7 protein-coding genes are annotated in these 26,916 nt (G+C 74.1%); 2 read left to right on the top strand and 5 right to left on the bottom strand.

Annotated elements, in window-relative coordinates; all coding sequences use genetic code 11:
* Nucleotides 1–57: 57 nt before the first annotated feature.
* Nucleotides 58–618, bottom strand: coding sequence for a substrate-binding domain-containing protein (locus ACHFIV_RS08195; protein ID WP_398965111.1), 561 nt, complete (start codon nucleotides 616–618; stop codon nucleotides 58–60).
* Nucleotides 619–1,069: 451 nt separating this feature from the next.
* Between ACHFIV_RS08195 and ACHFIV_RS08190 the strand changes: the two genes are divergently transcribed.
* Both ACHFIV_RS08190 and ACHFIV_RS08185 read left to right on the top strand, forming a co-directional pair.
* The gene (locus ACHFIV_RS08190; protein WP_398965110.1) at nucleotides 1,070–2,035 is read left to right on the top strand and encodes a glycoside hydrolase family 6 protein; all 966 of its coding nucleotides are present in this window, start codon (nucleotides 1,070–1,072) and stop codon (nucleotides 2,033–2,035) included.
* Nucleotides 2,036–2,221: 186 nt separating this feature from the next.
* Entirely contained in the window at nucleotides 2,222–2,716 is a 495-nt protein-coding gene (locus ACHFIV_RS08185) for a hemerythrin domain-containing protein (RefSeq protein ID WP_398965108.1), read from the top strand.
* A 240-nt stretch (nucleotides 2,717–2,956) separates the two neighbouring features.
* Here the strand turns inward: ACHFIV_RS08185 and ACHFIV_RS08180 are convergent, their stop codons facing one another.
* The 4 genes from ACHFIV_RS08180 to ACHFIV_RS08165 all read right to left on the bottom strand — a co-directional run bounded on the left by ACHFIV_RS08180 (nucleotide 2,957) and on the right by ACHFIV_RS08165 (nucleotide 26,776).
* Nucleotides 2,957–4,015, bottom strand: coding sequence for a VWA domain-containing protein (locus ACHFIV_RS08180; protein WP_398965106.1), 1,059 nt, complete (start codon nucleotides 4,013–4,015; stop codon nucleotides 2,957–2,959).
* Nucleotides 4,016–4,270: 255 nt separating this feature from the next.
* Complete coding sequence (locus tag ACHFIV_RS08175) at nucleotides 4,271–4,723, bottom strand: GNAT family N-acetyltransferase (protein ID WP_398965104.1); 453 nt, start codon at nucleotides 4,721–4,723, stop codon at nucleotides 4,271–4,273.
* A 70-nt stretch (nucleotides 4,724–4,793) separates the two neighbouring features.
* Nucleotides 4,794–12,368 carry an amino acid adenylation domain-containing protein gene (locus tag ACHFIV_RS08170; protein WP_398965103.1) on the bottom strand — a complete coding sequence of 2,525 codons (7,575 nt, stop codon included), beginning with the start codon at nucleotides 12,366–12,368 and terminating at the stop codon, nucleotides 4,794–4,796.
* Nucleotides 12,365–26,776 carry an amino acid adenylation domain-containing protein gene (locus ACHFIV_RS08165; RefSeq protein ID WP_398965101.1) on the bottom strand — a complete coding sequence of 4,804 codons (14,412 nt, stop codon included), beginning with the start codon at nucleotides 26,774–26,776 and terminating at the stop codon, nucleotides 12,365–12,367. The genes ACHFIV_RS08170 and ACHFIV_RS08165 overlap by 4 nt, the downstream gene beginning before the upstream one ends.
* Nucleotides 26,777–26,916: the final 140 nt, after the last annotated feature.

The raw sequence follows: 26,916 nt of genomic DNA, 5'->3' as shown, positions 1-26,916 counted from the left end.
GGGCGATCCCCGTCCGGCTGAGGCCGGGCCGCCTACCCGGCCCGGCCCACGAGCACCTCACGGACGGCGAGGTGCCCCGGCTCGGCCGTGGAGACGGCGACTCGCTCGTGGGTTGGCATCGACGCACCTTCCGGAAGTGATCCGAGAATTGTCGGTCGGACGTGGACGCAAGTTACGGACACACGCAGGGGGTGTCAACGGCCCTGACCGAACAGGCCGTCGGCCCCCGGGGCCGACGGGGGCGGGTGCCGCGCCCCCACGTGTGCCGGGGACCCGCGACGCACTCGCCCTGACCACCCGTCGCGTCGCCGGTTCCACCCGCGGCGAGACGGGCGTCACGGACCGGGCGAGGTCGGGTACGGCCAGGGCCGCCACCCTCCCCGTGTCGGACAGGGGTGGGCGGACGGCCGTGAGCGGCGCCGCCGGCCAGCGCGCCTCCGGCGGACCGTCGAAGCCGACGACGCCCATGTCCTGCGGTACCCGCGGGCGCCGGGAGCCGGTCGCAGCCGGTGAATACGGTCTCCGGGTAGTCGTCCGGACGTCTCCGCACCTGTCGCGGAAGCCGTAGGACACGCGTCGGCCGGCCGTCGGCCGAGCCGGGCATCCGTACACGGCCATCGGCTGTGCGCCGCGTCGGGGCCGGGCACCGGGGAGACCCCGCCCGGCCACGGGGGCGTCCTGCGACAGGTCTTCGACGGCGGCTTCCCACGTCCACGACGGGATGAGCCATCGCCTCGCACGCCCCGCCCGGAGTGGCTGGGCACCTGCTTCACCTGGAGCCGCCTTCGACAGTTTCGCTCCGTCAAGCGAATAGTGCGGGATCCCTTGACTGCGCGCACCGGCCCCTCCATCATCACGTTGCCCGACAGTTCGATCCTTGTTCGGTATGACGAACACATGGGCCTCTCCGGGAGCGTCCGGCCATGACGGTCGGGCGAGGAGGGGCCCGCAGATCGGTGCTTCCGGTGGGAGCGCTCCCGACGACACGTACACCGCACTTCCTCAGCGCGCCGCACGCTCGGGACGAGAGCGCACGGACGCGTCCCTGCCAGGAAAACGAGGTAGCTCCATGCGCCGCAGACTCCGCACCCTGCTGGCCTCGCTCGTCGCTCTGCCGCTGACGCTCGCGGTGGCCCCGTCCGCCCACGCGGCCGACCCGACCACCATGACGAACGGGTTCTACGTGGACCCCGACTCGAGCGCGAAGAGGTGGGTCGCCGCCAACCGATCCGACGGCCGGGCGCCGGCCGTCGGAGCTTCCGTCGCCGACACCCCGATGGCGCGCTGGTTCGGCTCGTGGAGCGGCGCCGTCGGCGCCGCCGCGGGTGCGTACGCGGGCGCGGCGGACCAGGCCGACAAGCTGCCCGTACTCGTCGCCTACAACATCTACAACCGTGACTACTGCGGCGGCCACTCGGCGGGCGGGGCCGCCTCGCCGTCCGCCTACGCCGACTGGATCTCGCAGTTCGCCGGCGGGATCGGCGGCCGGCCAGCCGTCGTCATCCTCGAACCGGACTCCCTCGGGGACTACGGCTGCATGACCCAGGACCAGATCGACCAACGCGAGGGCATGCTCACCGGCGCTCTCGCCTCGTTCAGCCGCCAGGCACCCAACACCTGGACGTACCTCGACGCGGGGAACCCCGGCTGGGCGAACGCGGCGACCATGGCCCGGCGCCTCCATGAAGCCGGGCTGCGACAGGCCCACGGCTTCTCCCTCAACGTGTCCAACTACTTCACCACCGCCGAGAACACGGCCTACGGCAATGCCGTCAACAGCGAACTGGGCGCCCGCTACGGCTACACGAAGCCGTTCGTCGTGGACACCAGCCGTAACGGCAACGGCTCCAACGGCCAGTGGTGCAACCCCTCGGGCCGACGCATCGGCACCCCCACGCGCACCGGCGGAGGCGCCGAGATGCTGTTGTGGATCAAGACGCCGGGCGAGTCCGACGGCAACTGCGGCGTCGGTGGGGGCTCCTCGGCCGGCCAGTTCCTTCCCGAGGTCGCCTACAAGATGATCTACGGCTACTGAGCAGGACGTTCCGGGCCCGGTCCTCACGGTCTCGTGACCGGGCCGCGGACTCCTCGACCGGTGTCGTCCGGGCGCCCACAGCCGCGCCTCCCGCGGCCCGCGCCCACCGTCGGTCCGGCGCGGAACTCCGCTTGCCGCCCTCTTCCCGGGGTACCAGCGGGGCAATGACGAGGAGAGGAGCTTGGGGTGTCCGAGACGTGTGACGTGGTGGCCGTGATTCTCGAGGACCATCGCGCCATGGAGGAGCTCCTGCGGCGGATGCGCAGTGTCGAGGAGGACCGGAGCGCGGCTCTGAAGGAGTTCGCCGCGCTCCTGATCGCCCACGGAGAGGCCGAGGAAGCCGAGGTCTACCCGGCGCTCAAGCGGTTCCGGAACGTGGACGACGAGGAGGTCGAGCACGGTGAGGAGGAGCACCATGAGGGCAATGAGGCGCTCCTCGCCCTGATGGAGGTGGAGGAGGCCGGCTCCGAGGAGTGGGACGAGAAGCTGGAGGAGCTCGCGACGGCCGTCACGCACCACCTCGACGAGGAGGAGCGCACGATCCTCAACGGAGCCCGGGAGAACGTGCCGGACGCGCGTCGCGCCGAACTCGGGGCGGTCTTCCTCGAGGCCAGGAACACGTACCTGAAGGACGACTGCGGGGACATCGAGTATGTCCGCGAACTCGTCCGGACGCAGTGAACCCGACATCTGTGCACGGCCACCCGGCCGGACCGGCCGGGCGGGAGCGCCGGCCGCGTTCCCGCCCTCGGCGCGCCTGACCCCGGAGGGCGCGGTCCAACCGGGCGCGCACGGCTGAGAGGGGCGGATCTGGGTGACGGCGCCCGGTGCCCACGCCATGCCGTCCGGGGGCGCGGGCGGGCCGTGGGCGTGTGGGGCTGTCGTGTGGACACGCCGACGGCCGTCCGGAGGTTCCGCGTGTCAGAGCATGATGAGCAGGCGCGTGTTCGGCTTGAGCTTCCTGTTCACCGAACGGCTCTGCACGTACACCTCCACCTTGGGGTTGTTCCCCGCCTTCACGGAGACGGTCCCGTGGATGCCGGTGCCGAACAGGAGGCTGCGTGCCGCGTCGCCCGTGTAGGCGCGGTCGGTGTCCTTCTCGACCACGATGACCTCCTTGTCGGGCTGGACCTGCACCCGGGCGCCCAACTGGTAGTAGCAGGAGCCGCGCCGGTACGACACACCGGGGTGCGAATCGACGAAGGACCGGATCTCGGTCTCCTTGTCGACCTTCAGGAGCCGGTACTTGTCGGCCGGGACCGGTTCGAGGTTCGCCCGCACCTCGTCGACCGATATGTCCTGGCCGACGGCGAACAGGTTCTTCGTGCCGCGCACGCCGTGCTCGCGGCCCCGGAGGAAGCTGGTGGCGGCGGCGCGCACGGTACCGATCGCGTCCTCGACGCCCTTCTGGGAGTCCGCGTCCCAGATGGCGATGTTCCCAGCCGGGAAGCCGTAGTTCTGAGCGGTGCGCTTGGCCAGGGAGTTCGGGACGAGGATCGCGGAGGTCCAGTGGCCCGGAAGCGCGCCCATCTTCGCCGAGATCCTGTCGAGCCACGGCCCGAGGATGGCCATGTCGCCGTCGTGCCGCCTGTCGCCCCCGGAGGCGTTCTCCTCTCCGTCGGTCACCACGATCTGGAGGAAGCTGTGCTCGCCGTACTCCTCCCAGATATGGCCCAGGTCGTCCAGGGATTTGAGAGAGGCCTCGATGAGAGCCGTGGCGCCGTTGTTGACCTTGTACAGGCCGCGCATGGACGGCAGGTGCTTCACATCCATGTCCCAGACCAGGTTCTCCACCCTGTGGTCGAAGGAGTAGAGGCTGATCCGGGTCTCGTGGCCGAGGTTGTCGGACTCGGCCTTGAGACCGGCCACGAACTCGTCCACGACGCGGATGAGCTGGCTCTGGTGCTGATACATGGAACCCGAACTGTCCACTACCAGCGCGACGTGGTTCACCTTGTGCTTGATCTTGTTGGCGGACACGCTTCCGCCCCCTCTCCGAGGCTCCCCGAGTGATGACTTCACCCTATGAGGGGGCACTGACAGTGGAGCCGTACGACCGGGACCGCCCTGCCCGCCCTGCCCGCCCTGCCCGCCCCGCTACGGACCGGGCAACTCGGCCGTGTGCGGCACACGTTGCGGGTCCGGGCCGGGCGGACCCGCCTCCGGCGCGGTCACCGCGCCGGAGCACCGGCCGCCCCGTAGGCCGGGTCCGTGCGGCTGGCGGAGCCGGTGGAGTCAGCGGAGCTCCAGCATGATGTGCTCGTGTTCGCCGTACGTGACCGTGCCGGTGCGCCGGAAGCCGTGCTTCTCCAGCAGCCGCACCGAACCGGTGTTGCCCGCGAAGGGGTCGGCGTACAGGGGCCGGGTGGTCTCCCGGTCCAGGAAGAGGCCGAGCGCCTGAGTGCCGACGCCCCGGCCCCAGTACTCCCGGCCGAGCCAGTACCCGATGAAGCGCCGCTCCTCGTGCCACCACGCCACCAGGTTGCCCGCCAGCTGCCCGTCCACGGTGACGGCCTGCACGAGGTTGGTGGGGTCGCCCAGGACCTTCGTCGTCCAGTGCCTCATGAAGGCCTCGCGTTCGCGGGGCGGGAAGTTCGACCGGCGCGCGGCCTCCGGGTCGTGTTCCTGGGCGAGGAACACCTCCAGGTCGGCCTGGCTGACGTCTCGCAGACACACGTGGTCATTCATGCTCAGGGAGTCTGGCATCCGCCTCTGACAACCGGGGGCGGATGCCGTCGTCCGTCGGGGCGCGGCCGGCTCACGTCGTGGCGCGCACCCCCTGCGGCGTGGGCAGGAACCCCGTCTCCTGGAAGTAGGTCAGGTAGCGGATCAGGGTCTCGTCGGTCAGGGGCGGCAGGTGGACCCCCAGGGACGCCGCGGCCTCGGCCGTGCGGCTGGAATCGAATGCGCGGTGGTCCACCGCCTCGCGCCGCGTCCGGCCCTCGTCGCCGAGGAACAGCTGTGCCGCGTTGTCGTGCTGTGCCTCGACGAGGGCCCGCCACTCGGGCGCGGGGACGGTGCGCAACTCGTGGCCGAGGCGGGTGGCCACGTCGAAGACACGGTCCAGTCCCGGGGCGTCGGGGTTCGTGAGGTGATACGTCCCGGCACCGGTCCGTCCGGCGGCGGCGAGCGCCACCACCGCCGCGCTGACGTGGTCCACCGGCACCCAGTCGGTCGAGCCGTGCGCGAGGTCCGGCACCGCGCCCGCCTGGAGGCACCCCTTGATGAGCTGCCACAGCAGGTCGCGGTCCTGGCAGGCGCCCGTGGTGGTGTCGCCGCTGATGCGGCCCGGCCGGTAGACGGTCACCGGCAGGCCGCGCTCGCGGGCCAGGCCGACGAGTTGCTCGGCGACCCACTTGCTCTGCGCGTACCCGTCGGGGAGGCCGGAGGCGGGGCCCGCCGGGGTCGACTCCGTGATGACGCCGGAGCCGGCGACCGGGGCGTAGACGCTCGTGGTCGAGACGTAGTGCATCCCGGGGGAACCCGAGTCGGCGAGCAGGCGCAGCAGTTCCTCGGTGCCCGCCACGTTGGGGGCGCGCAGATCCCCGTACGCGGCGGCGAAGTTGACGCGTGCGCCGTTGTGGATGACGGGGCCCAGACGACGCACCAAGGCGGCCCTGCCCTCGGGGGACAGACCGAGGCCGGGGGCGGCGAGGTCTCCGGGGACGGGGCGGACCAGGTCCGCGTACCGGGGGCGCCAGAGGCCGTAGCGCTCCAGGTTGGCCCGCAGCCGGTGCGCGCCGTGCTGGTCGTCGTCGGCCCGGACGAGGCAGTCGACCGGGCCGTCGGTGGTCTCGATGAGGTCGCGCAGCAGGAACGCGCCGAGGAATCCTGAGGCGCCGGTCAGAAGGGGCCGGGCGGAAGGGCGGGCCGGTGTGCGGGCGGGGGCGGGGAGCGTGGCCGCTCCGGCCCGGCCCGCGCCCGTGATGTCCGCCGCCAGGCGGACCTCGGCGGCGAGGTCGGGGGTGGCGGGGTCCTCCTGCTCGTCCTCGCCCTCCCCGTCCTCCAGGAGCCGGGCGACGCCCTCGACCGTGGGTGCCGCGAACAGGGCGCGCAGGGAGGGGCGGTGCCCGCATCGTTCCGCGATCCGCTGGGCGAGGGTCACGGCGAGCAGCGAGTGGCCGCCGAGGGCGAAGAAGTCGTCGGTGACGCCGACCCCGGGCACACCGAGCGTCTCCGCGAAGATGTCGCACAGCGCACGTTCGCGGGCGGTGGCCGGGGGGCGGCCGGCGGCCGGTCCGCTCCGCCCGGGTGCGGGGAGTGCCCGCCGGTCGGTCTTGCCGTTGGGGGTGAGGGGCAGGGCGTCGAGCCGGACGTGGGCGGAGGGGACCATGTGGTCGGGCAGGGTGGTGGCGAGGTGCGCGCGCACCTCGGCGTCGTCCGGGCCCGACGTGCCGTCCGCGGGCACGGTGTACGCGACCAGACGCCGGTCGCCCGGCCGGTCCTCACGGACGACGGCGCACGCCGCGGCGACGCCGGGCAGGGCGGTGAGCGCGGCCTCGACCTCACCCAGCTCGATGCGGAAGCCGCGGAGTTTGACCTGGTCGTCGACGCGGGAGACGTAGGCGAGTTCCCCGTCGGCCGTCCAGCGCACCAGGTCACCCGTGCGGTACATGCGGCCCCCCCACCGGTCGAAGGGGTCGGCGACGAACCGGGAGGCGGTCAGGGCGGGCTTCCCGTGGTAGCCCCGGGCCACTCCCTCGCCGGAGACGTACAGCTCTCCGACGACCCCGGGGGGCACGGGGGCCAGCCGGTCGTCCAGGACGTGGACGCGGGTGCCGTTGACGGGGACCCCGATGGGCACCGTGCGGCCGGGGGCGTACGGCCCGTCCGGGTGCTGGAAGGTGCTCATGGTCGCGCAGACGGTGGTCTCCGTCGGGCCGTACGCGTTGACGAGGAACCGGTCCCGCGCCCACGCGTGCACCAGGGCCGGCGGGCAGGCCTCGCCCGCGAGGACCATCGTGGTTCCCTCGGGCAGCGAGCCCGGCGGCATCACGGCGAGGGCGGCGGGCGGCAGGGTGAGATGGGTGACGCCCCGTTCCCGGACGAGCGCGGCGAGGGTGGGGCCGGGCAGCAGGGCGTCGCGCTCGGCGATCTCCAGGCAGGCCCCGGAGAGCAGCCCCATGCACAGCTCCCAGAACGCGGCGTCGAAACTGACGGACGCCATGTGGAGCACCCGGCTGCCCGGCGCGACCCGCAGCCGTTGGCTCTGCGTCCTGGCCATGGCTCCGGCGCCCCGGTGGGTGACCACGACGCCCTTGGGGCGGCCGGTGGAGCCGGAGGTGTAGATGACGTACGCGGGGTGCGCCGGAAGCAGGGGGGTGGCCGGCACGGTGGCGTGGACGGAGGCCGGGGCCCGCTCCCCGAGGTCGCCGGCGTACAGGCAGGGGATCTGCGACTCCGGGAGCCGGTCGCGGACGGCGGGCGTGGTGAGGAGCAGACTCGGCCGGGCGTCGTCGAGCATGTACGCCAGGCGCCGGGCCGGGTAGTCGGGGTCGAGCGGCAGGTACGCGGCCCCGGCCTTGAGGACTCCGAGGAGGGCCACGACGAGTTCGTGGGTCCGGGGCAGGGCGACGGCCACCCGGTCCTCGGGTCCGACGCCCCGTGCCGCGAGGTGGTGGGCGAGGGCCTCGGCGCGGGCGTCGAGCTCGCCGTAGGTGAGGGTGGTGGCGGAGTCACGGACCGCGGGGGCGTCCGGGGTGAGCCGGACCCGCTGGGCGAAGAGCGCGGGGACGGTCGACTCCGGCAGGCTCTCGACGGGCCCGGTGCCCCAGGCGGCGAGCCTGGTGTGCTCCGCCTCGGTGAGGACGTCGTACGTGCTCAGCGGACGGTCGGGCTCGGCGGTGACGGCGCCGATCAGCAGGACGAGCCGTTCGGCGAGGCCGCGGACGGTGGCTTCGTCGAAGAGCTCCGTGGCGTAGTCGACGGTGGCCCGCATGCCGCTGTGCCTGCCGTCGCCGTCGTACGTCTCGGTGAAGGTGAACGACAGGTCGAACTTGCTGACCCCGGGATCGACCGGCACGCCTTCGGCCGTGAGTCCGGGCAGGTTCAGGGGCGTGGCCGGGGTGTGGTTCTGGAGGACCAGCATGGTCTGGAAGAGCGGGTGGTGGTTCCGGGAGCGGGCGGGGTTGAGCAGTTCCACCAGGCGCTCGAAGGGGACGTCCTGGTGCGCATAGGCGGACAGGTCGAACTGCTTCACGCGGTCGAGGAGTTCGAGGAACGTGGGGTCACCCGTCAGGTCCGTGCGCAGCACGAGCGTGTTGACGAAGAAGCCGACGAGGTCCGAGGCCGCCTCGTCGGTGCGCCCGGCGACGACTGTGCCCAGCGGGATGTCGTCGCCCGCGCCGTGCCGGGAGAGAACCGTCGAGAGGGCGGCCTGGAGCACCATGAAGACGCTGCACCCGTGGGCGCGGGCGAGGTCCGAGACCGACCGCGCCGTGGCGGGGCCCAGGAGGAAGTCGTGGGTGGCACCGGTGTGCCGGGGCTCGGCGGGGCGCGACCGGTCCCTGGGCAGTTCGACCATCTCCGGCAGCCCGTCCAACGCGTGCTTCCAGAAAGCCAGTTGTCGCGCCACGAGGCTTTTGGGGTCGTGCTCGTCCCCGAGCAGGCGGCGCTGCCAGAGGGTGTGGTCGGCGTAGTCGACGGGAAGGTCCGTCCACGCCGGCTCCCCGCCCCGCGTCCGGGCCTGGTAGGCGAGGCCGAGGTCCCGGGTGAGGGGTGCGAGGGACGAGCCGTCGGCGGCGATGTGGTGGATCACGAGGACCAGGACGTGCGCGTCGCCGTCGAGGCGCAGCAGGGTCGCCCGGAGCGGGAGCCCGCGCTCGATGTCGAGCGGCGCCGTCGCGGCGGCTCCGATCCGGTCGGGGAGCGCCTTCTCGTCGACGGTCTCCAGGACGAACGGGACCCGGGTGTCGGCCGGGGCGGTGATGTGCTGGTGCGGCCGTCCGTCGTGCTCGGGGAAGACGGTGCGCAGCGCGGCGTGCCGGACGACGACGTCGCGGAGGGCGTGGCGCAGCGCCTCCGTGTCGAGCGGTCCGTCGACGCGCAGGGCCAACGGGATGTTGTAGGTGGCGGAGGGGCCTTCGAGGCGGTGGAGGAACCACAGGCGCTGCTGTGCGTAGGACAGCGGGAGCTCGGCGGGGCGTTCCTGCGGTACGAGGGCGGGGCGGGCGGGGCCGGCGGCGTCCCGGAGCGCTTGGGCGAGCGTGGCGACGGTGGGGTTCTCGAACAGGGTGCGGATCTCGGTCTCCGTGCCCAGGGCGGTACGGATGCGGCCGACGAGGCGGGTGGCGAGCAGGGAGTGACCGCCCAGGGCGAAGAAGCTGTCGTCGGCACCGACGCGGGTCACCCCCAGCACGTCGGCGAACAGCCCGGCGAGGATCTCCTCGTGTGCGCCGCGCGGCGGTCCGCCCGCCGCGCCGGCCGGGATGGCCGGCGCGGGGAGTGCCGCGCGGTCGAGCTTGCCGTTGCGGGTGAGGGGCAGCGCGCCGAGTGGCTGGATGACGGTCGGCACCATGTAGGCGGGCAGCCGGCGGCCGAGGTGGGCCGCGAGCAGGTCCGGGTCGGGTGTCCGCCCCGGGGCGGGGACGACGTAGGCGGTCAGGGTGCGGTCACCGGGCAGGTCCTCACGGACCAGGACGCAGGCGGCGCGCACGGAGGGGTCGGCGCACAGGGCCGCCTCGATCTCGGCGGGCTCGATGCGGTGGCCGCGCAGCTTGATCTGCTGGTCGGCCCGGGCCACGTGGTGCAGGGTGCCGTCGGCGTCCCGGCGCACGAGGTCGCCTGTGCGGTACATCCGGGCCCCGGCGCCGGTGAACGGGTCGGCGACGAACCGGGTGGCGGTGAGGCCCGGGTGTCCCAGGTAGCCTCGCGCGACACCGGCGCCCGCGACGTACAGTTCGCCCTCCGCGCCGGGCGGCACGGGCCGCATCGCCGCGTCGAGGACGTAGACGCGCGTGCCGTCGAGCGGTCGGCCGATCGGGGGCACGCCGTCGTGGGCGTCTTCGGGGCGGACGCGGTGCAGGGTGGCGAAGGTAGTGGTCTCGGTGGGGCCGTAGACGTTCAGGAAGGCGGTGCCGGGGTACGACGCCGCGAGGCGCTGGAGGACGCCCGGCGCCGCGGTCTCGCCGCCGCAGGCAGCCAGGCGCAGCAGGCCGAGGGCGCCGGGGTCGGCCTCCGCGACGACGTTGAACAGGGCCGTCGTCAGGAACGCCGCGGTCACGCCGTCCTCGGTGGCGAGGTTTCGGAGCACGGCCGGCTGGAGGGCGCCCTCCGGGGCGACGACGACGCGGCCCCCGTTGAGGAGGGGCACCCAGATCTCGAAGGTGGAGGCGTCGAAGACGTACGCCGAGTGCAGGAGCACCGCCTCGGACGCACCGTCACCCCACGTACGGTCGGCGGCGAGCGCGGTGATGTCGGCGTGGGTGACGCCCACGCCTTTGGGCAGGCCGGTGGAGCCGGAGGTGAACATCACGTAGGCGAGCCCGGTGCCGCCCGCGACGGCGGGGAGGGCCCCCGCGACGGCCGGCCCGCCCTGCCGGACCCGGCCGGCCGCGTCGACGGTCACCACGTGTACGTCCGGGCCGAGCCGGCGGACCCAGGGGTGCGCGCCGGTGGTCTCGTCGACGATCAGCGCGCGCAATGCGGCCACCCGCGCGACGCGGGTGAGTCGTTCGGCGGGCCAGCCCGGGTCGAGCGGAACATAGGCGGCCCCCGCGCGCAGGGCCCCGAGAGAGGCCGTGACGAGGGCCGCCGACCGGCCCAGGAGGATGCCGACGCCGTCCTCCACGCCGACGCCGAGCCCTGCCAGGGCCTGGCCCAGCGCCAGTGACAGCGAGTCGAGCCGGCGGTACGTCAGGTGTTCGCCGGTGCCGGAGACGGCGACCGCGTCCGGGTGGAGGGCGGCCCGCCGGGCGATCGCGGCCGGGACGGCCTCGTCCGGGGTGGCGCACCGGAGTCCGGCGCCGCGCCCCAGGGCGAGCAGTTCCTCGCGTTCCCCGTCCAGGAGGAGGGGGAGCGCGTCGGCGCGGTGGTCGAGGCCGTCCGCCATCGCGGCCAGCAGCCGCCGCATGCGGGCGACGGTACGCGCCACCTCGTCGCGTCCGAGGACGGCCGTGCGGTGGCTGAACGTGATCCTCAGGGCGTCACCCGGAGCGATGGTGAGGGTGAGCGGATAGTGGGCGGCGTCCGAGCCGCTGAACCCGGTCACGGCGAGGCCGGGCAGTGCCTGCTGCGCGGTGCGCAGGGCCTCCGCGTCCATGGGGTAGTTCTCGAACACGGCCAGGGTGTCGAAGAGTTCGTCCAGTCCGGTGACTCCGCGTATCTCGGTCAGGCCCACGTACTGGTGGCCGAGCAGACGGCCCTGTTCGTCCTGGAGCCGGGTCAGCAGCGCGGCCAGGGTCTCGCCGGGTACCGGGCGGAGCCGTACCGGCACGGTGTTGATGAAGAGGCCGACCATCGACTCGATACCCGCGATCTCCGGCGGGCGGCCGGAGACGGTCGTGCCGAACACGACGTCGGGACGACCGGTGAGGTGTCCGAGCAGCAGACCCCAGGCTCCCTGCACCAGGGTGTTGAGGGTGAGCCGGTGGGTGCGGGCGGTCCCGCGCAGCCGGTCCGTGGTGGCGGCGTCCAGTTCGAGGACGAGGGTCTCGGGCAGTTCACCGGCGGCCGGGGCGTCCGCCCCGCCCCGTCCGGCGACCAGGGTGGGCGCCTCGACGCCGTCGAGGGCGGTGCGCCAGGCCTCCAGGGAGGCGGCACGGTCCTGCTGTGCCAGCCAGGCCAGGTAGGTGCGGTAGGGGACGACGCGCGGCAGGGTGCTGTCGTCGCCCTCGTGGGCGTACAGCTCGAAGAGCTCCCGGACGAGGAGGGGCATCGACCAGCCGTCGAGCAGGATGTGATGGCTCGTCATCACCAGCCGGTGCCGCTGCGGAGCGGTGCGCACGAGGGTGAAACGCATCAGCGGCGGGGTGGCGAGGTCGAAGCGGCGGGTGCGGTCCGCGGCGAGGAACGCGCTGAGGCGCTCCTGGGCCGTGCCCGTGCCGGCCGCCCCGGACAGGTCCAGCTCCTCCAGCGGTACGGGCACCTCGGCGGCGACGGCCTGCACGGGCTCGTCCAGGTCCTCGTGGAGGAAGCCGACCCGCAGGTTGGCGTGCCGCCGCAGCAGACCGCCGACGGCGGCGTGCAGGGCCGGGACGCTGACGGGGCCCTCGAGGTCGAAGACGAACTGCGCGGTGTAGACGTCCACGGCGCGGGAGTCGTACAGCGCGTGGAAGAGCATGCCTGCCTGCAACGGCGTCAGCGGCAGTACGTCTTCCAGTCTGAACCCGGTCACTTGCGTCCACCCCACTTGTTCTGCAGTCGGTCGATCTGGGCCTGGTCGAGCGCGACCAGGGGAAGGTCGGAGGGCGTCCAGCCGCCCGCTTCGGGTCGTTCGGCGTGTTGCGCCACGGCGCGCAGGGCGCGGGTGAAGGCGTCGGACAGGGACTCCATGTCCTCCTCCTTGAGGAGGTCGCTGGGCCAGGTCCAGCGGGTCACCAGGCGCGGACCGTCCGGCAGGTCCTCGACGTGCGCGTTGATGTCGAGGACGTGGTGGACGGGCATGTCGGGGTCCTGGCTGCGCGGCCCGCCCGCGTCGAGCAGTACGTCCCAGTCGGCGCCGTCCCGCCCGCTCCCCGCCCCGGGCGGAGCGGGGTAGCGGCCGAGGTAGTTGAAACCGATCTGAGGGTGGGGGGCGGTGGCCAGCAGAGGACGGGTGTCCGGGTTGAGATGGCGCAGCATGCCGTAGCCCACCCCGTGGTCGGGGATGGTCCGCAGTTGTTCCTTGACCCGTTTGAGGGCACGTTCGACGAGTGCGGCGTCGAAGCGTCGGGGGTCGCGCGCGTCGACCGGCCCGGGGTCGAGCCTGACCGGGTAGAGGCTGGTGAACCAGCCGACCGTACGGGACAGGTCCAGGTGGTCGGCGATCTGTTCGCGGCCGTGGCCCTCCAGGTCGAGGAGGACGGCGGTGCCGCCCGGCCGGGGCCTGCCCGGCCCGGCCCGCTCCGCCCGCCAGGAGCACACGGCGAGAGCGAGGCCCGTGAGCAGGACGTCGTCCACCCCGGCGTGGAAGGCGGCCGGAACGGTGGTGAGCAGGGGCTTCGTCGACTCGGCGGCCAGGTGGGTGACCAGGGTGCGTGTCCGGTCCGCGGTGTCCAGGTCGGGATCGAGCGGCCGGTAGCCCAGTTGTGGGTCGGGGGTCCTCACCGTCTCCTGCCACAGGGCCAGTTCCGCCTCCCTGGCGGGCTCCCGGGCCTGAGAGGAGAGGAGTCGCGCCCAGCTCCTGTAGGAGGTGGTGGCCGGCGGCAGCGCGGCCGGCCGGCCGTCGGCGGTCCCCGCCTCGGTGACGGCCTGCCAGGCGGTGGCCACATCCGTGGCGAGGATGCGCCAGGAGACCGCGTCGACGGCCAGGTGGTGCACGACGAGCAGCAGGTGCCCCCGACTGCGCGGCCCGGCGTCGAACCACACCGCCTCGACCACCTCACCGTGCGCGGGCCGCAGCCGCCTGCGCGCCAGTTCGCCCGCCTCGTCGACGGCGGCGCGGACCGCGCCGGCGCCGAGGCCCGCGACGTCGACCCGGGTGAAGCGGTGCCGCGCCTCCACCGCGCCGGGCGGCAGGGCTTCGAGTACGGCTGCGCCGTCGGCGGACCGTGTGGTCCGCAGCCGCAGCATGTCGTGGTGGTCGATGAGCAGTTGGAGCGTGGACACGAGGGTGGCCTCGTCGGCGTCGGCGGGCGTGCGCAGCACCCCGGACTGGTTGTACCCGTCCGTCGTTCCGGGCCGCTCCAGGAACCAGGCGGCGATGGGTGTCGGGGGCATCTCGCCGGTGCCGTGTCCGTCCGGTGCGGCGGTGTCCTGGCCGAGCGCGGTGGCGACGGCCGCGATGGCCTCCGGCGTGCGGTGGACGAAGACGTCGCGGGGGGTGACTCCCAGGCCGGCTCCACGGACGCGGCTGACGAGCTGGATGGAGAGGATGCTGTCGCCGCCGAGTGCGAAGAAGTCGTCGTCGGCACGGACGGCGGGAGCGCCCAGCACGGAGGCGAACACCTCGCATAGGACCCTTTCCCGCTCGGTGCGCGGCTCCCCGCCCGGCCGGGCCGTCACGGGGCGCGCCGGGACGGGCAGGGCGCGCCGGTCGGTCTTGCCGTTGGGCAGCAGGGGCAGCGCGTCGAGGGGGACGAGGACCGCGGGCACCATGTACGGCGGCAGGGCCGCCACCAGCCGGGCGCGCAGCTCGCCGTCCGACAGTGCCCGGGCACCGCCGCGCGCGTCGGGCACGGTGTAGGCGACCAGGCGCCGCTCCCCCGGGCGGTCCTCGCGGACGACGGCGCATGCGGCGGTGATGCCGTCCAGTGCGGTGAGCGCGGCCTCGACCTCCCCGAGTTCGATGCGGAAGCCGTGCAGCTTGACCTGGTCGTCGGCTCGGGAGACGTAGCCGAGCAGGCCGTCGGCGTCCCACCGGACGAGGTCGCCCGTGCGGTACATGCGGCTGCCGGCGGGGCCGTACGGGTCGGCGACGAACCGTGCGGCGGTCAGGCCCGGGCGGCCCAGGTAGCCGCGTGCGAGACCTTCGCCCGCGACGTAGAGCTCGCCGGTGACGCCGGGTGGTACGGGGCGCAGGCCGGCGTCCAGGACGTAGGCGCGGGTGTTGTCGACGGGGCGGCCGAGGGGCACGTTCCCCTCCCCCGCCGGGCCGTCGGTCCCGGCGGCCCGGTAGTGGTGGGCGGTGGCGTCGATGGTCGTCTCGGTGGGGCCGTAGAGGTTGTGCACCTCGGCCCGCCAGGCCCGCGCGGCCCGTTCCGCCAGAGTCCGGGGCAGGGGCTCACCGCCGCACAGGACGGCCCGCAGCGTCGTCGGCGCCTCGTGCGGCGCGGTCTCGGTGAGGACGAGCGAGAGGTGCGAGGGAACGAACTGGGCGAGGGTCGCGCCCGTCTCCCGCATGCGGGCCAGCAGCCCCGCCGGGTCGTGGTTGAGTGCGGGCGGGACGGGGCAGGTGGAGCCGCCGTGCAGGAGCGGCAGCCAGGTCTCCCAGACGGAGGCGTCGAAGCTCGGCGAGGTGCGGGCGAGGACGCGGTCCTCGTCGGTGAGGCCGAGGTGTTCCGCCATCCACGCCATGTGGTTGGTCAGGGAGCCGTGGGTGACGACGACGCCCTTGGGCCGGCCGGTGGAGCCCGAGGTGTAGATGACGTACGCCGCGTCGCGCGGGTCCGGGGCGGCGGACGGCGGCACGCTGCCCCCGGTGGACCATGCGGCCCGGTCGTCCAGGGCGAGGCACGCCACGGACGTCCGGTACCGCGCGGCGCGTGCGGTGCCGTGGGTGAGGAGCAGGGCCGGGCGGGCGTCCCGCAGCATGTGGGCGACCCGTGCCTCGGGGTACTCCAGGTCGACCGGCAGGTACGCCGCCCCGGCCTTCGCCACCGCCAGCATCGCGACGACCTGGTCCGCGGTGCCCTCCAGGGCGAGGGCCACGAGGTCGCCGCGGCCGATGCCCCGGCTGTGCAGGTGGTGCGCCAGATCGTCGGACCGGGCGTCCAGTTCGCCGAAGGTGAGGCGGTGCGCACCGTCCCGCACGGCGATCGCCGCCGGGTTCCGGTCGCATCGGGCACGGAAGCCCTCGGGAGCGGTGCCCGCCGCCCCGGTCCGTGCCGGACCGTGTGCGGCGCGTTCGAGATCCCCTCGCTCGGACGCGTCCAGGACGTCGGCGGTGTGGACGCGGCGGTCCGGGTCGGCGGCGAGCGAGGAGAGCAGCCGGGTCAGCCGGCCGGCCAGCGCGTGCGCGGTGGCGTGGGCGAAGAGCTCGGTGGAGAACTCGAGGACGCCGTCGAGGCCGGCGGGCAGGCCCGCGCCGTCACGTCTCTCCGTGAAGGTGAAGGTCAGGTCGAACTTGCTGATGCCGGTGCGCACCGGCTGCTCCGTCACCGTGAGGCCGGGCAGGTCGATCACCGCGTCCTGCTGGTTCTGGAGGACGAGCATGGTCTGGAACAGCGGGTGGTGGTCCTGGGCCCGGACCGGGCTGAGGGAGTCCACCAGCCGCTCGAACGGCACGTCCTGATGGGCGTACGCCGCCAGGTCGAAGTCGCGGACCCGGTCGAGTACGTCGCCGAAGGTGGGGTCGCCGCTCAGGTCGGTGCGCAGGACGAGGGTGTTGACGAAGAAGCCCACCAGGTCGTCGAGGGCTTCGTCGGTCCGTCCGGCGACGGCGGTGCCGAGCGGGATGTCCTCACCGGCGCCGTGCCGGGACAGGAGGACCGACAGGGCCGCCTGGAGGACCATGAAGAGGCTGCACCCGCGGGCGCGGGCGAGATCCGCCAGGGCCCGGTGGGTGTCGGCGCCGACGGGGAACGCGAACGCGTCACCGCGGTGCGCGCTCACGGCGGGGCGGGGACGGTCGTACGGCAGGTCGAGGAGGTCGGGGGCACCGGCGAGAGCGGTGCGCCAGAAGTCCAGCTGGCGGGCCGCCCGGCCGTCCGGGTCGTCCGCGTCGCCGAGCAGGGCGCGCTGCCACAGGGTGTAGTCGGCGTACTGGACGCGCAGCTCCGTCCAGGGCGGTTCCACACCCTCGGTCCGTGCCCGGTAGGCCTCGCCCAGGTCGCGGGCGAGCGGGGCGAGGGACCAGCCGTCGCCCGCGATGTGGTGGACGACCAGCACCAGGACGTGGTCCTCCGCGCCGAGCCGCAGCAGGCGTGCCCGTACCGGGAGTTCGGCACTCACGTCGAAGGCGTGCGACACCTGTGCGCGCACGGTCTCGTCGAGGTGGGCGGGGCCGGTGTCGCGGGGCGTGAGGTCGAGGTCGGCCTGATCCGCGTCGAGGACGACCTGACGCGCCACTCCGTCGGTGTCGGGGAAGACGGTGCGCAGACTCTCGTGACGTCCGACGACGTCCGCGAGGGCGCTCTCCAGGGCTTCCGCGTCGAGCGGGCCGGCCAGGCGGAGCACGAGCGGCACGTTGTACGTGGCGCTGGGCCCTTCGAACCGGTTGAGGAACCACAGGCGCTGCTGCGCGTAGGACAGCGGCAGCGGGTCGGGGCGGCGCGGGGCGCGCTCCAGAGGGCTTCTGGCCGCCTCGGCGCCTTCCAGCGCCGCGGCGAGCGCGGCGGGCGTGGGATGCTCGAAGAGGGCCTTGACCTGGACCTCCACACCGAGCACGGTGCGGATGCGGGCGACGAGGCGGGTGGCGAGCAGGGAGTGGCCGCCCAGGGAGAAGAAGTCGTCCTCGGCTCCCGCGCCGGCCAGGCCGAGCACATCGGCGAAGAGCCCGCACAGGATCTCCTCGCGGACCGTGCGGGCGGCGCGCCCGTGGCCCGGAGCACGGTGCTCGGGGACGGGCAGCGCCCGCCGGTCGACCTTGCCGTTGAGGGTCAGGGGCAGCGCGTCGAGCAGGACGAACGCGGAGGGCACCATGTAGGCGGGCAGGGACCGGCCCACCGCCCGGGCGAGGTCGCCGGGTTCGGGGCGGGCGCCGCCGGAGGGCACCACGTAGGCGACCAGCCGCCGGTCGCCGGGAGTGTCCTCACGGACGACCGCGAAGGAGTCGGCGACTCCCTCGCTGCGTGCCAGCACGCCCTCGATCTCCCCGAGTTCGATGCGGTGGCCGCGCAGTTTGACCTGGCCGTCGGCCCGGTCGACGTAGGTGATCTGGCCGTCGCGGGTCCACCGCACGAGGTCACCCGTGCGGTACATGCGGCTGCCCGGCGGGCCGGACGGGTCGGCCACGAAGCGCGCGGCGGTCAGCCCCGGGAGCCCGGTGTACCCGCGTGCGACGCCGTGTCCGGCGAGGTACAGCTCGCCCACCACCCCCGGCGGGACCGGGCGCAGGGAGCCGTCGAGTACGTACAGGCGCATGCCGTCCAGGGCGCGCCCCACGGGCGGCGGGCCGGATGCCGAGCCGGGCGCCACGTGGTAGCGCGTGGCGAAGGTGGTGGTCTCGGTCGGCCCGTACACGTGGAGGACCCGCACGCCGGGCGCGGTGCCCGCCACCCGCTGCATCGCGTCCGGAGAGGCCAGCTCCCCGCCGGCGCAGACGAGCCGGAGACCCGCGAAGGCGCCCGGATCCGTCTCGGCGATCACGTTGAACAGGGCCGTCGTCAGGAAGACCGCGGTCACGCCGTGCTCATCCACGGCGTCATTGAGGGCACGGGCCTCCAGGACGCCGTCCGGTGCGACGACGACCCGGCCGCCGCGCAGGAGCGGGGCCCAGATCTCGAAGGTGGAGGCGTCGAAGACGTAGGCGGAGTGCATCAGGACCGCGTCGGCGGCGCCGTCGTCCCACGCGGAGTCGGCCGTGAGCGCCGCCACGTCGGCGTGCGTGACTCCGACCCCCTTGGGCAGGCCGGTCGACCCGGAGGTGAACATCACGTAGGCGAGTGTCCGGGGGCCGGGTACGGCGGCCGGGCGGCCCGGCTGCCCGGGAGCGCCCCGCAGGATCCGGCCGAGCCGGTCCACGACGACGACCGGCATCCGGCGGGCCGTCGCGGTCACCCAGGGTGAGGCGTAGGCGTCCTCGTCGACGACGAGGACCCGTACGGCCGCGACGCCGGCGACCTGTTCGAGGCGTTCACCGGGCCAGCGCGCGTCCAGCGGGACGTACGCGCCGGCTGCCCGGACCGCGCCGAGCGATACCGACACCACGGCGGGCGACCGGGTGAGCAGCACGCCCACCCCGGACTCGGGGCCGATACCGAGGCCCGCGAGCGCGCCCGCGAGGCCGGCGGAGATCCGGTCGAGTTCGGCGTAGGTGAGGGTGGCGTCGTCGCCGGTCACCGCGACGGCGTGCGGGGTGCGGCGTGCCTGTGACGCGAAGAGGGCGGGCAGGGTGGCGTCCCGTGTGCCCGGGGGCAGTTCACGTCCGGTGCCCCAGCGCGTGACACGTGCGCGTTCGTCCGGCGTCATGAGGTCGTAGTCGGCCAGGGGCCGTCCGGGGTCGGCCGCCACCTGCTCCAGCAGGCGTACCAGGCGGGCCGCGAGCGTCTCGACGGTGGCCCGGTCGAAGAGGGCCGTGGCGTACTCGACCCCGGCGGTGAGCCGGTCCTCGCCCTGCTCCTCGGTGAAGGCGAAGGTGAGGTCGAACTTGCTCAGGCCGTTGTGGACGAGCCGGTCCTCCACGGTGAGACCGGGCAGGTCGGGGCGCGCGGTCTCCTGGTTCTGCAGGACCAGCATCGTCTGGAACAGCGGGTGGTGGTTGTGGGCCCTGGCGGGGTTGAGGCTCTCGACCAGGCGCTCGAAGGGAACGTCCTGGTTCATGTAGGCGGCCAGGTCGAACTCCCGCACCCGTACGAGCAGTTCCTGGAAGGTCGGGAAGCCGGACAGGTCGGTGCGCAGGACGAGCGTGTTGACGAAGAACCCGACCAGGTCCTCCAGCGCCTCGTCCGTCCGGCCGGCGACGGGCGAGCCGACCGGGATGTCGTCACCCGCACCGTGGCGGTGCAGCAGGGTGGCCAGAGCCGCCTGGAGCACCATGAACAGGCTGCTGCCCGACTCACGGGCCAGCCGCAGGAGCTGGGCGTACACCGGGGGCGGCACGTCGAAGGTGTGGACGGCCCCCCTCGGGTCCGTGGTCATCGGGCGCGGCCTGTCGAGCGGCAGGCCGGTCAGTCCGGGCAGCCCCGCGAGGGCGGTGTGCCAGTGGTCGAGCTGCTGCCTCAGCACGCTCCCCGGTGCGACGCCGTCGCCCAGGGTGGCGTGCTGCCAGAGGGTGTAGTCGGCGTACTGCACAGGGGTGCCGGCCGCGGGTCCGGGCTCCAGGCCCGCGACGCGGGCCCGGTAGGCGTCGCCGAGGTGGCGGGCGAGCGGGGCGAGGGACCAGCCGTCGGCCGCGATGTGGTGCAGGACGAGCACCAGGACGTGGTGGCCGGGTGCGGAGTTCAGCAGCGAGGCCCGCAGCGGCACGTCCGCGACCACGTCGAACGGCTCGCGCACGGCGGCCAGGACGGCCTGCTCCAGATCGGCGGGGGCCAGCGCCGTGACGGGCAGAGGGGGCAGGGCGGCGTCGACGGGGAGGATCAGTTGGTGCGGTACACCGTCCCGTTCCGGGAACAGGGTGCGGAGCGCCTCGTGCCGCTCCACCACGTCGCGGAGGGCGGCGCGCAGCGCGTCGGTGTCCAGGGTTCCGTGCAGTTCGAGGACGAGCGGGATGTTGTAGGCGGAGCTGGGGCCTTCGAGGCGGTTGAGGAACCACAGGCGCTGCTGCGCGTGGGACAGGGGCAGCGGGTCGGGGCGTCGCGCCGCTGCCACCACCGGCGGGCGGGCCTGCCCGGGTGTGTCCAGGACGCGGGCCAGGCCCCCGGCGGTCGGGTGCTCGAAGAGGGTGCGTACGTCGATCTCGGCGCCCAGGACGGCGCGGACACGGCTGATGACACGCATGGCGAGGAGCGAATGCCCCCCGAGGTCGAAGAAGCTGTCGTGCGGGCCCACGCGGGGCCGGTGCAGCACATCGGCGAAGATCCCGGCGAGCAGGTCCTCCTGGAGCGTGCGCCGCCCCGGTCCGGCGGGGGCGTCGCTCTCCGGCTCGGGCTCGGGCAGGGACCGCCGGTCCACCTTGCCGTTGGGCAGGAGCGGGAGGTCGTCCAGTACGACGACGGCGCCGGGCACCATGTAGTGGGGCAGGGTCTCCGCGAGGGCGTCGCGCAGGGCGGCGGGGCGCTCGGCCGGCTGACCGCCGACGGCGTAGGCGACGAGCTGGCGCCGCCCGGGTGCGTCCTCCCGGATCACGGCACAGGCGGCCGTGACGCCGGGCCGCGCCAGCAGCGCGGCCTCGACCTCACCCAGCTCGATGCGGAACCCGCGGAGTTTGACCTGGTCGTCGGCGCGGGCCACGTAGTCGAGCAGACCGTGCCCGTTCCACCGTACGAGGTCACCCGTCCGGTACATCCGGGCGCCGGTGGACCCGAACGGGTCCGCGACGAACCGGGTGGCGGTCAGTGCCTGCCGGCCCAGGTAGCCGCGGGCGAGGTTGGGGCCCGAGAGGTAGAGCTCCCCGGTGACGCCGGGTGGTACGGGCCGGAGCCGGCCGTCGAGGACGTAGGCGCGCATGGTGTCGACGGGGCGGCCGATCGGCACCGTCTCGGAGACCGTGCCGGCGTCCCCCTGCCCGCCGAAGCGGTGCGCGGTGGCGTCGATGGTGGCCTCGGTGGGCCCGTAGAGGTTGTGCACCTCGGCACGCCACAGTCCGGCGATGTCGTGGGCGAGGGCCCGCGGCAGCGGTTCGCCGCCGCACAGGACGGCACGGAGCGCGGGAAGCGGCTCGGCGTCTGCCGCCTCGGTGAGGACGAGGGCCAGGTGCGAGGGGACGAACTGGGCGACGGTGACGTCGAACCGGCTCATCCAGGAGACGAGGGCACGGGGGTCCCGGTTGGCGCCGTCCGGCAGCACACAGGCTTCCGCGCCGTTCGTCAGCGGCAGCCACAACTCCCATACGGAGGCGTCGAAGCTGCTGGACGTGCGGGCGAGTACCCGGTCCTGGGGGGTGACGTCCAGGTGCCGCGCCATCCAGTCCATGTGGTTGGCCAGCGCCTCGTGCGTGACGACGACGCCCTTGGGCCGGCCGGTGGAGCCGGAGGTGTAGATGACGTAGGCCGGGTCCGCCGGGTGGGGCGTGCCGGCGCCGGCGGGGTTCCCGGGCCGGGTCGCCGGGTCGTCGAGGGCGAGCCACGGTATGCCGCAGGCGGGCAGGTCCGCGTGGGCCGCCGTGGTGGTCAGCAGCAGGACGGGCTCCGCGTCGTCGAGCATGTGCCGGATGCGGGCGGGCGGATACTCCGGGTCGACGGGCAGGTAGGCGGCACCGGCCCGCAGGACGGCCAGCATGGCGACGACGGTGTCCACGGACGGCGGTGCGGCGAGGGCCACTCGGTCCTCCCGGCCCGCGCCCCGCTCGGTCAGCACACGGGAGAGCGCGTCGGCACGGGCGTCGAGCTCGGCGTAGGTGAGGCTCGTGTGCGCGTCGCGCACGGCCACCGCGTGGGGCGTGCGCACGGCCCACGCCCGGACCGCTTCGGGGACGGTACGGGCGGGGAGCGGACGCTCCGCGCCGCGTCCCTGGGCCAGGAGGCGTTCCCGCTCGCCGGGCACGAGCGGGTCCAGCTCGCCGACGGTACGGTCCGGGTCGGTCACGGCGAGGGTCAGGATCCGCGCGAAACGGGCGCACAGGGCGCGGGCGGTGGCCTCGTCGAAGAGGCCGGTGGCGTACTCCAGGTACCCGCCGATGCCGCCCGCGGTGTCCCCGGTGGCTTCGGTGGCTTCGGTCAGCGAGAACGTGAGGTCGAACTTGCTGACCCCGGTGTGCCGGGACCGGTCGAGGACCGTGACGCCGGGAAGGTCGAGCGCGGCCCGGTCCTGGTTCTGGAGGACCAGCATCGTCTGGAAGAGGGGGTGGTGGTCGCCGGACCGCTCGGGGTTGAGCGCCTCCACGATCCGTTCGAAGGGGACGTCGACGTGGCCGAGAGCGGCGAGGTCGAAGTCCTTGACCCGTTGCAGGAGTTCACGGAAGGCCGGGTCGCCCGACAGGTCCGCACGCAGGACGACGGTGTTGACGAAGAAGCCGACCATGTCGTCGAGGGCGTCGTCGGTCCTTCCGGCCACCGCGGTGCCCAGCGGGATGTCGGTGCCGGCTCCGTGGGCGTGCAGTGTCACGGCGAGGGCCGCCTGGAGCACCATGAAGGGGGTGCACCCCGTGGCGCGGGCGAGACCGGTGAGCGCGGCGTGCGCGGGAGCGGGCAGCTCGAAGGGGACCGCGCCGCCGCGGTGGCCGGCGACGGCCTGGCGGGGGCGGTCGAGAGGCAGGTCGAGCAGGTCGGGAGCGCCGCGCAACGCCTCCTGCCAGAAGGCGAGCTGGCGTGCGCCCAGGCTTTCCGGGTCGCCGTCGTCCCCGAGCAGCCGGCGCTGCCAGAGGGCGTAGTCGGCGTACTGCACGCGCAGCTCGGGCCAGTCGGGCGTGCCGCCACCCGAGCACCTCGCCCGGTAGGCGGCGCCGAGGTCGCGGCTGAGCGGGGCGAGGGACCAGCCGTCGGCGACCACGTGGTGGAGGACCAGGACCAGGATGTGGCGGGCGGAGCCCAGGCGGAGCAGGTGGGCGCGGACGCCCAGGTCGCCGGCGAGGTCGAAGGGCACCGCGGACAGGCGGCGCACCGTGCTGTCGGCCCAGGCGTCGGCGTTCTCCCCGGCCGGGGGCAGCTCGACGACGAGGGGGACGCGGGCGGTGGCGGCGGACGCGCCGAGGACTTCCTGGCGGGCGACACCGTCGTGCTCGGCGAAGACGGTGCGCAGGCTCTCGTGCCGGGCGACCACGTCGGCGAGTGCGCCGCGCAGGGCGTCCGTGTCCAGGGCTCCCCGGAGTTCGAGCACGAGCGGGATGGTGTAGGTGTCGCCCGGTCCCTCGGCCCGGTTGAGGAACCACAGGCGCTGCTGCGCGAAGGACAGCGGCACCGCTTCGGGCCGGTGCTGCGGTGTGAGGGCCGGCCGGGCCGGTCCCGTGGTGTCGAGGGCGGCGGCGAGGGAGGCGACCGTGGGGTGGTCGAAGAGGGTCCGCAGGCCGACTTCGGCGCCCAGGGCGGCCCGCACACGTCCGGTGAGGCGGGTGGCCAGCAGGGAGTGGCCGCCCAGGGAGAAGAAGTTGTCGTCGGTCCCGACCGCGTCGATCCCGAGGACATCGGCGAAGAGACCGGCCAGGACCTCCTCGTGTGCCGTACGCGGGGCGCGACCGGCGGCGGCGGCGGCACGGGGGGCGGGCAGGGCGCGGCGGTCGACCTTGCCGTTGGGGTTCAGGGGCAGTGCGTCGAGGAGGACGAACACGGACGGCACCATGTACGCGGGCAGGGCGCGTCTCACGCGGCGGGTCAGGGCGGAGTCGTCCGGCGCGGCTCCGGGGGTGGGCACGACGTAGGCGACGAGTCGCCGGTCGCCCGGTATGTCCTCGCGGACCAGGACGCAGGCGGCCCGCACACCGGGGTCGGTGAGCAGGGTGTTCTCGATCTCGGCGGGCTCGATGCGGAATCCGCGGAGTTTGACCTGGCCGTCCGCGCGTCCGGCGTACTCGATGTCGCCGCGCGCGGTCCAGCGGACGAGGTCGCCGGTCCTGTACATCCGGGCGCCGCGTGCGCCGTACGGGTCGGCGACGAACCGGGTGGCGGTCAGCGCCGCACGGCCCTGGTAGCCGCGGGCGACGCCGTGGCCGCTGACGTAGAGCTCCCCGATGACGCCGGGCGGCACCATCGCGAGGGTGCCGTCGAGCACGTACAGGCGCACCCCGTCGAGGGCCCGGCCGATGGGCGGCACGCCCGGCATGCCGGGGTCCACCTCGTGGCGGGTGGCGAAGGTCGTGGTCTCCGTGGGCCCGTACACGTGCAGGACGCGCGTGCCGGGCGCGGCGGCGGCCACCCGCTGCATCAGGTCCGGGGTGGCGGCCTCGCCGCCGGCGGCCACGAGGCGCAGCCCCGCGAACGCCGCGGGGCCGGCCTCCGCCAGGACGTTGAACAACGCCGTCGTCAGGAACAGCGCCGTCACCCCGTGCCGGTCCGCCAGCTCTTCGAGGGCAGGCGCCTCGAGGACGCCTCCGGGAGCGACGACCACACGGCCGCCGTTCAGGAGGGGCACCCAGATCTCGAACGTCGAGGCGTCGAACACGTAGGCCGAGTGCAGCAGGACGGCGTCGCACGCACCGTCCGCCCAGGCCGTGTCGGCGGCCAGCGCCATCACGTCGGCGTGGGTGACTCCGACGCCCTTGGGCAGGCCGGTCGAGCCGGAGGTGAACATCACGTAGGCGAGCCGGCCGGCGGGGACCGCTCCCGGCAGCGGTCCGGGCAGCGGCGGAGCGCCGCGTACGACGGCTCCGAGACCGTCGACGACGATCAACGGCAGAGTGGCGGCCTTCTCCTGGACCCAGGGCCTGGCAGCGGCGGCCTCGTCGACGACCAGCGCGCGGAGGCCGGCCACCTCGGCGACGCGGCCGAGCCGCTCGGCCGGCCACGCGGCGTCCATCGGTACGTAGGCGGCGCCCGCGCCGGCCGTGCCGATCGTGGCGGCCACGACGGCCGCCGACCGGCCCACGAGGACGCCGACGCCGTCCTCGGCGCCGATGCCCCAGCCGGTCAGAGCGCCCGCGAGTTCCCCGGCCGTCCGCGCGAGTTCCCGGTAGGAGAGTGTGGCAGCGCCGTCCACCACGGCCGGAGCGTCGGGCGTCAGCCGGGCCCGGGCGCCGAACGCCTCCGGCAGGCCCGAGGTCGCGGGCACGGCGGGCAGGGCGGTGCCACTCCCCCGGCGCAGCAGCGCCCCGGCGGCGGTGCGGTCGAGGAACGGCAGGTCACGGAGAGCCGTGCCGGCGTCCGCGCGGGCCAGGGCCGTCAGGAAGGACACGAGCGCCTGCTGGAGCAGCCGCACGTCCTCGGGGTCGTACAGCTCCGGGTTGGCGTCGAATCCGATCAACGGCCCCGTGCCCTCGCCCCGTTCGGAGACGAAGAGGGACACGTCGTCGACCGGTCCGATGGACAGGACGCGGGAGGCCGCGGGGCTGCCTCCGAAGTCGAGGTCGTAGTCGTATCCCATGATGTTGACGACCACGTCGGTCAGGCGGGCCCCGCCGTCGCTCATGTTCAGCTCACGGGCGAGCTGCTCGCGGGAGAAGCGACGGTGGCGCAGGGCGCCGCCCATCTCGGCGGCGACGGTACGGACCAGGGACCCGACCGTCATGTCGCCGGTGACGGCCAGCCGCAGCGGCAGGATGTTGGCCGTCATGCCGACGATGTGCCGCAGCCCGCCGTGACGGCCGTTGGAGGCGAGGCCCACGGTGATGTCCTGCGCCCCGGTGACCCGGCCGACGTAGGCGGCGACCGCGGCCACGAGGACGGCTGACCACTTCGTCCGGTGGTCGGCCGCCAGTGCGCGCAGGTCGTCGAGCACCGCGGGAGGGAGGGTCTCCCCCGTGTGCATCCGGACGTCCGTCCCTGCCGCGTCCGGTGCCGGAGCGCCGGTGCGCCGGCGGATGAGCGCGGTACCGCCGCGCGTACGGGCACCGTCCTCGGCACCGGTGCCGGCACCCACCGCGCCCGCCTCGCCCGTGCCCGCCAGGTCGGCGAACTTGCCTGTCCAGTACGCGCGGTCGGCGTCGAAGCGGTCCGAGGCGCGGTAGGCCGCCTCGTCGGCTATGAGCGCGCGCAGGGGTGCCGCGGGCAGCCCGGCAGCGGCCACGTCCTCGCCCCGGGCGGCACGCCCGTAGAGGTCGGCCACGAGGCGGCCGAAGACGGCGCCGCCGAGACCGTCGACGGCGATGTGGTGGAAGCGGACGTACCAGTAGTGCAGCCGGCGGCCCAGACGCAGCAGCGCGAAGTGGTGGTGCGGGGCGTCGAGCCGGTCGACGGTGTACATCTCGTCGGCCATGTACCGCTCGGCGGAGGCGGCGGGATCGTCGGCGCCCGACAGGTCGACGACGTGGAGCCGGCCCGGGCCGGCCGCGGGGCGGTGGACGACGTGCTGACGCACCGTCTCCCCCTGGGTGACGAACTCGAGGTTGAGACTGTCGCACAGGGCGGCGCCGCGCCCGACGGCGGCTGCGAATAATTCCTCGTCGAGGTCGCCGTGGATCTCGAAGCATTCCCCGATGTTGTATTTCGGGCTGTCCGGATCGACGAGCTGCCCGTACCAGACGCCTTGCTGTGCCGCGGTCAGTTCGAGAAGGTCTTCGGAAGCCGCGTCCGTGGGGAGAGAACGATTTTCCTGCATGCCGGTCCACACCTTTGGGGAGAGTTTTCGGGGACGGTGAAGAAAGGCCGGTCGAACCGACCACGCCAGTGCGCCGGTCGTCGATGCCGGGGCAGGCGGAAGCGGGGAGAAACGTCACCGCGCCCTTGGCGTCGGGCGCG

It is taken from the genome of Streptomyces sp. ALB3 (assembly GCF_044385685.1).
In the GTDB taxonomy this organism is placed as follows: Bacteria; Actinomycetota; Actinomycetes; order Streptomycetales; family Streptomycetaceae; genus Streptomyces.
Note: the sequence above shows the minus strand (reverse complement) of the source record. Positions and strands in the feature narration are given on the sequence as shown.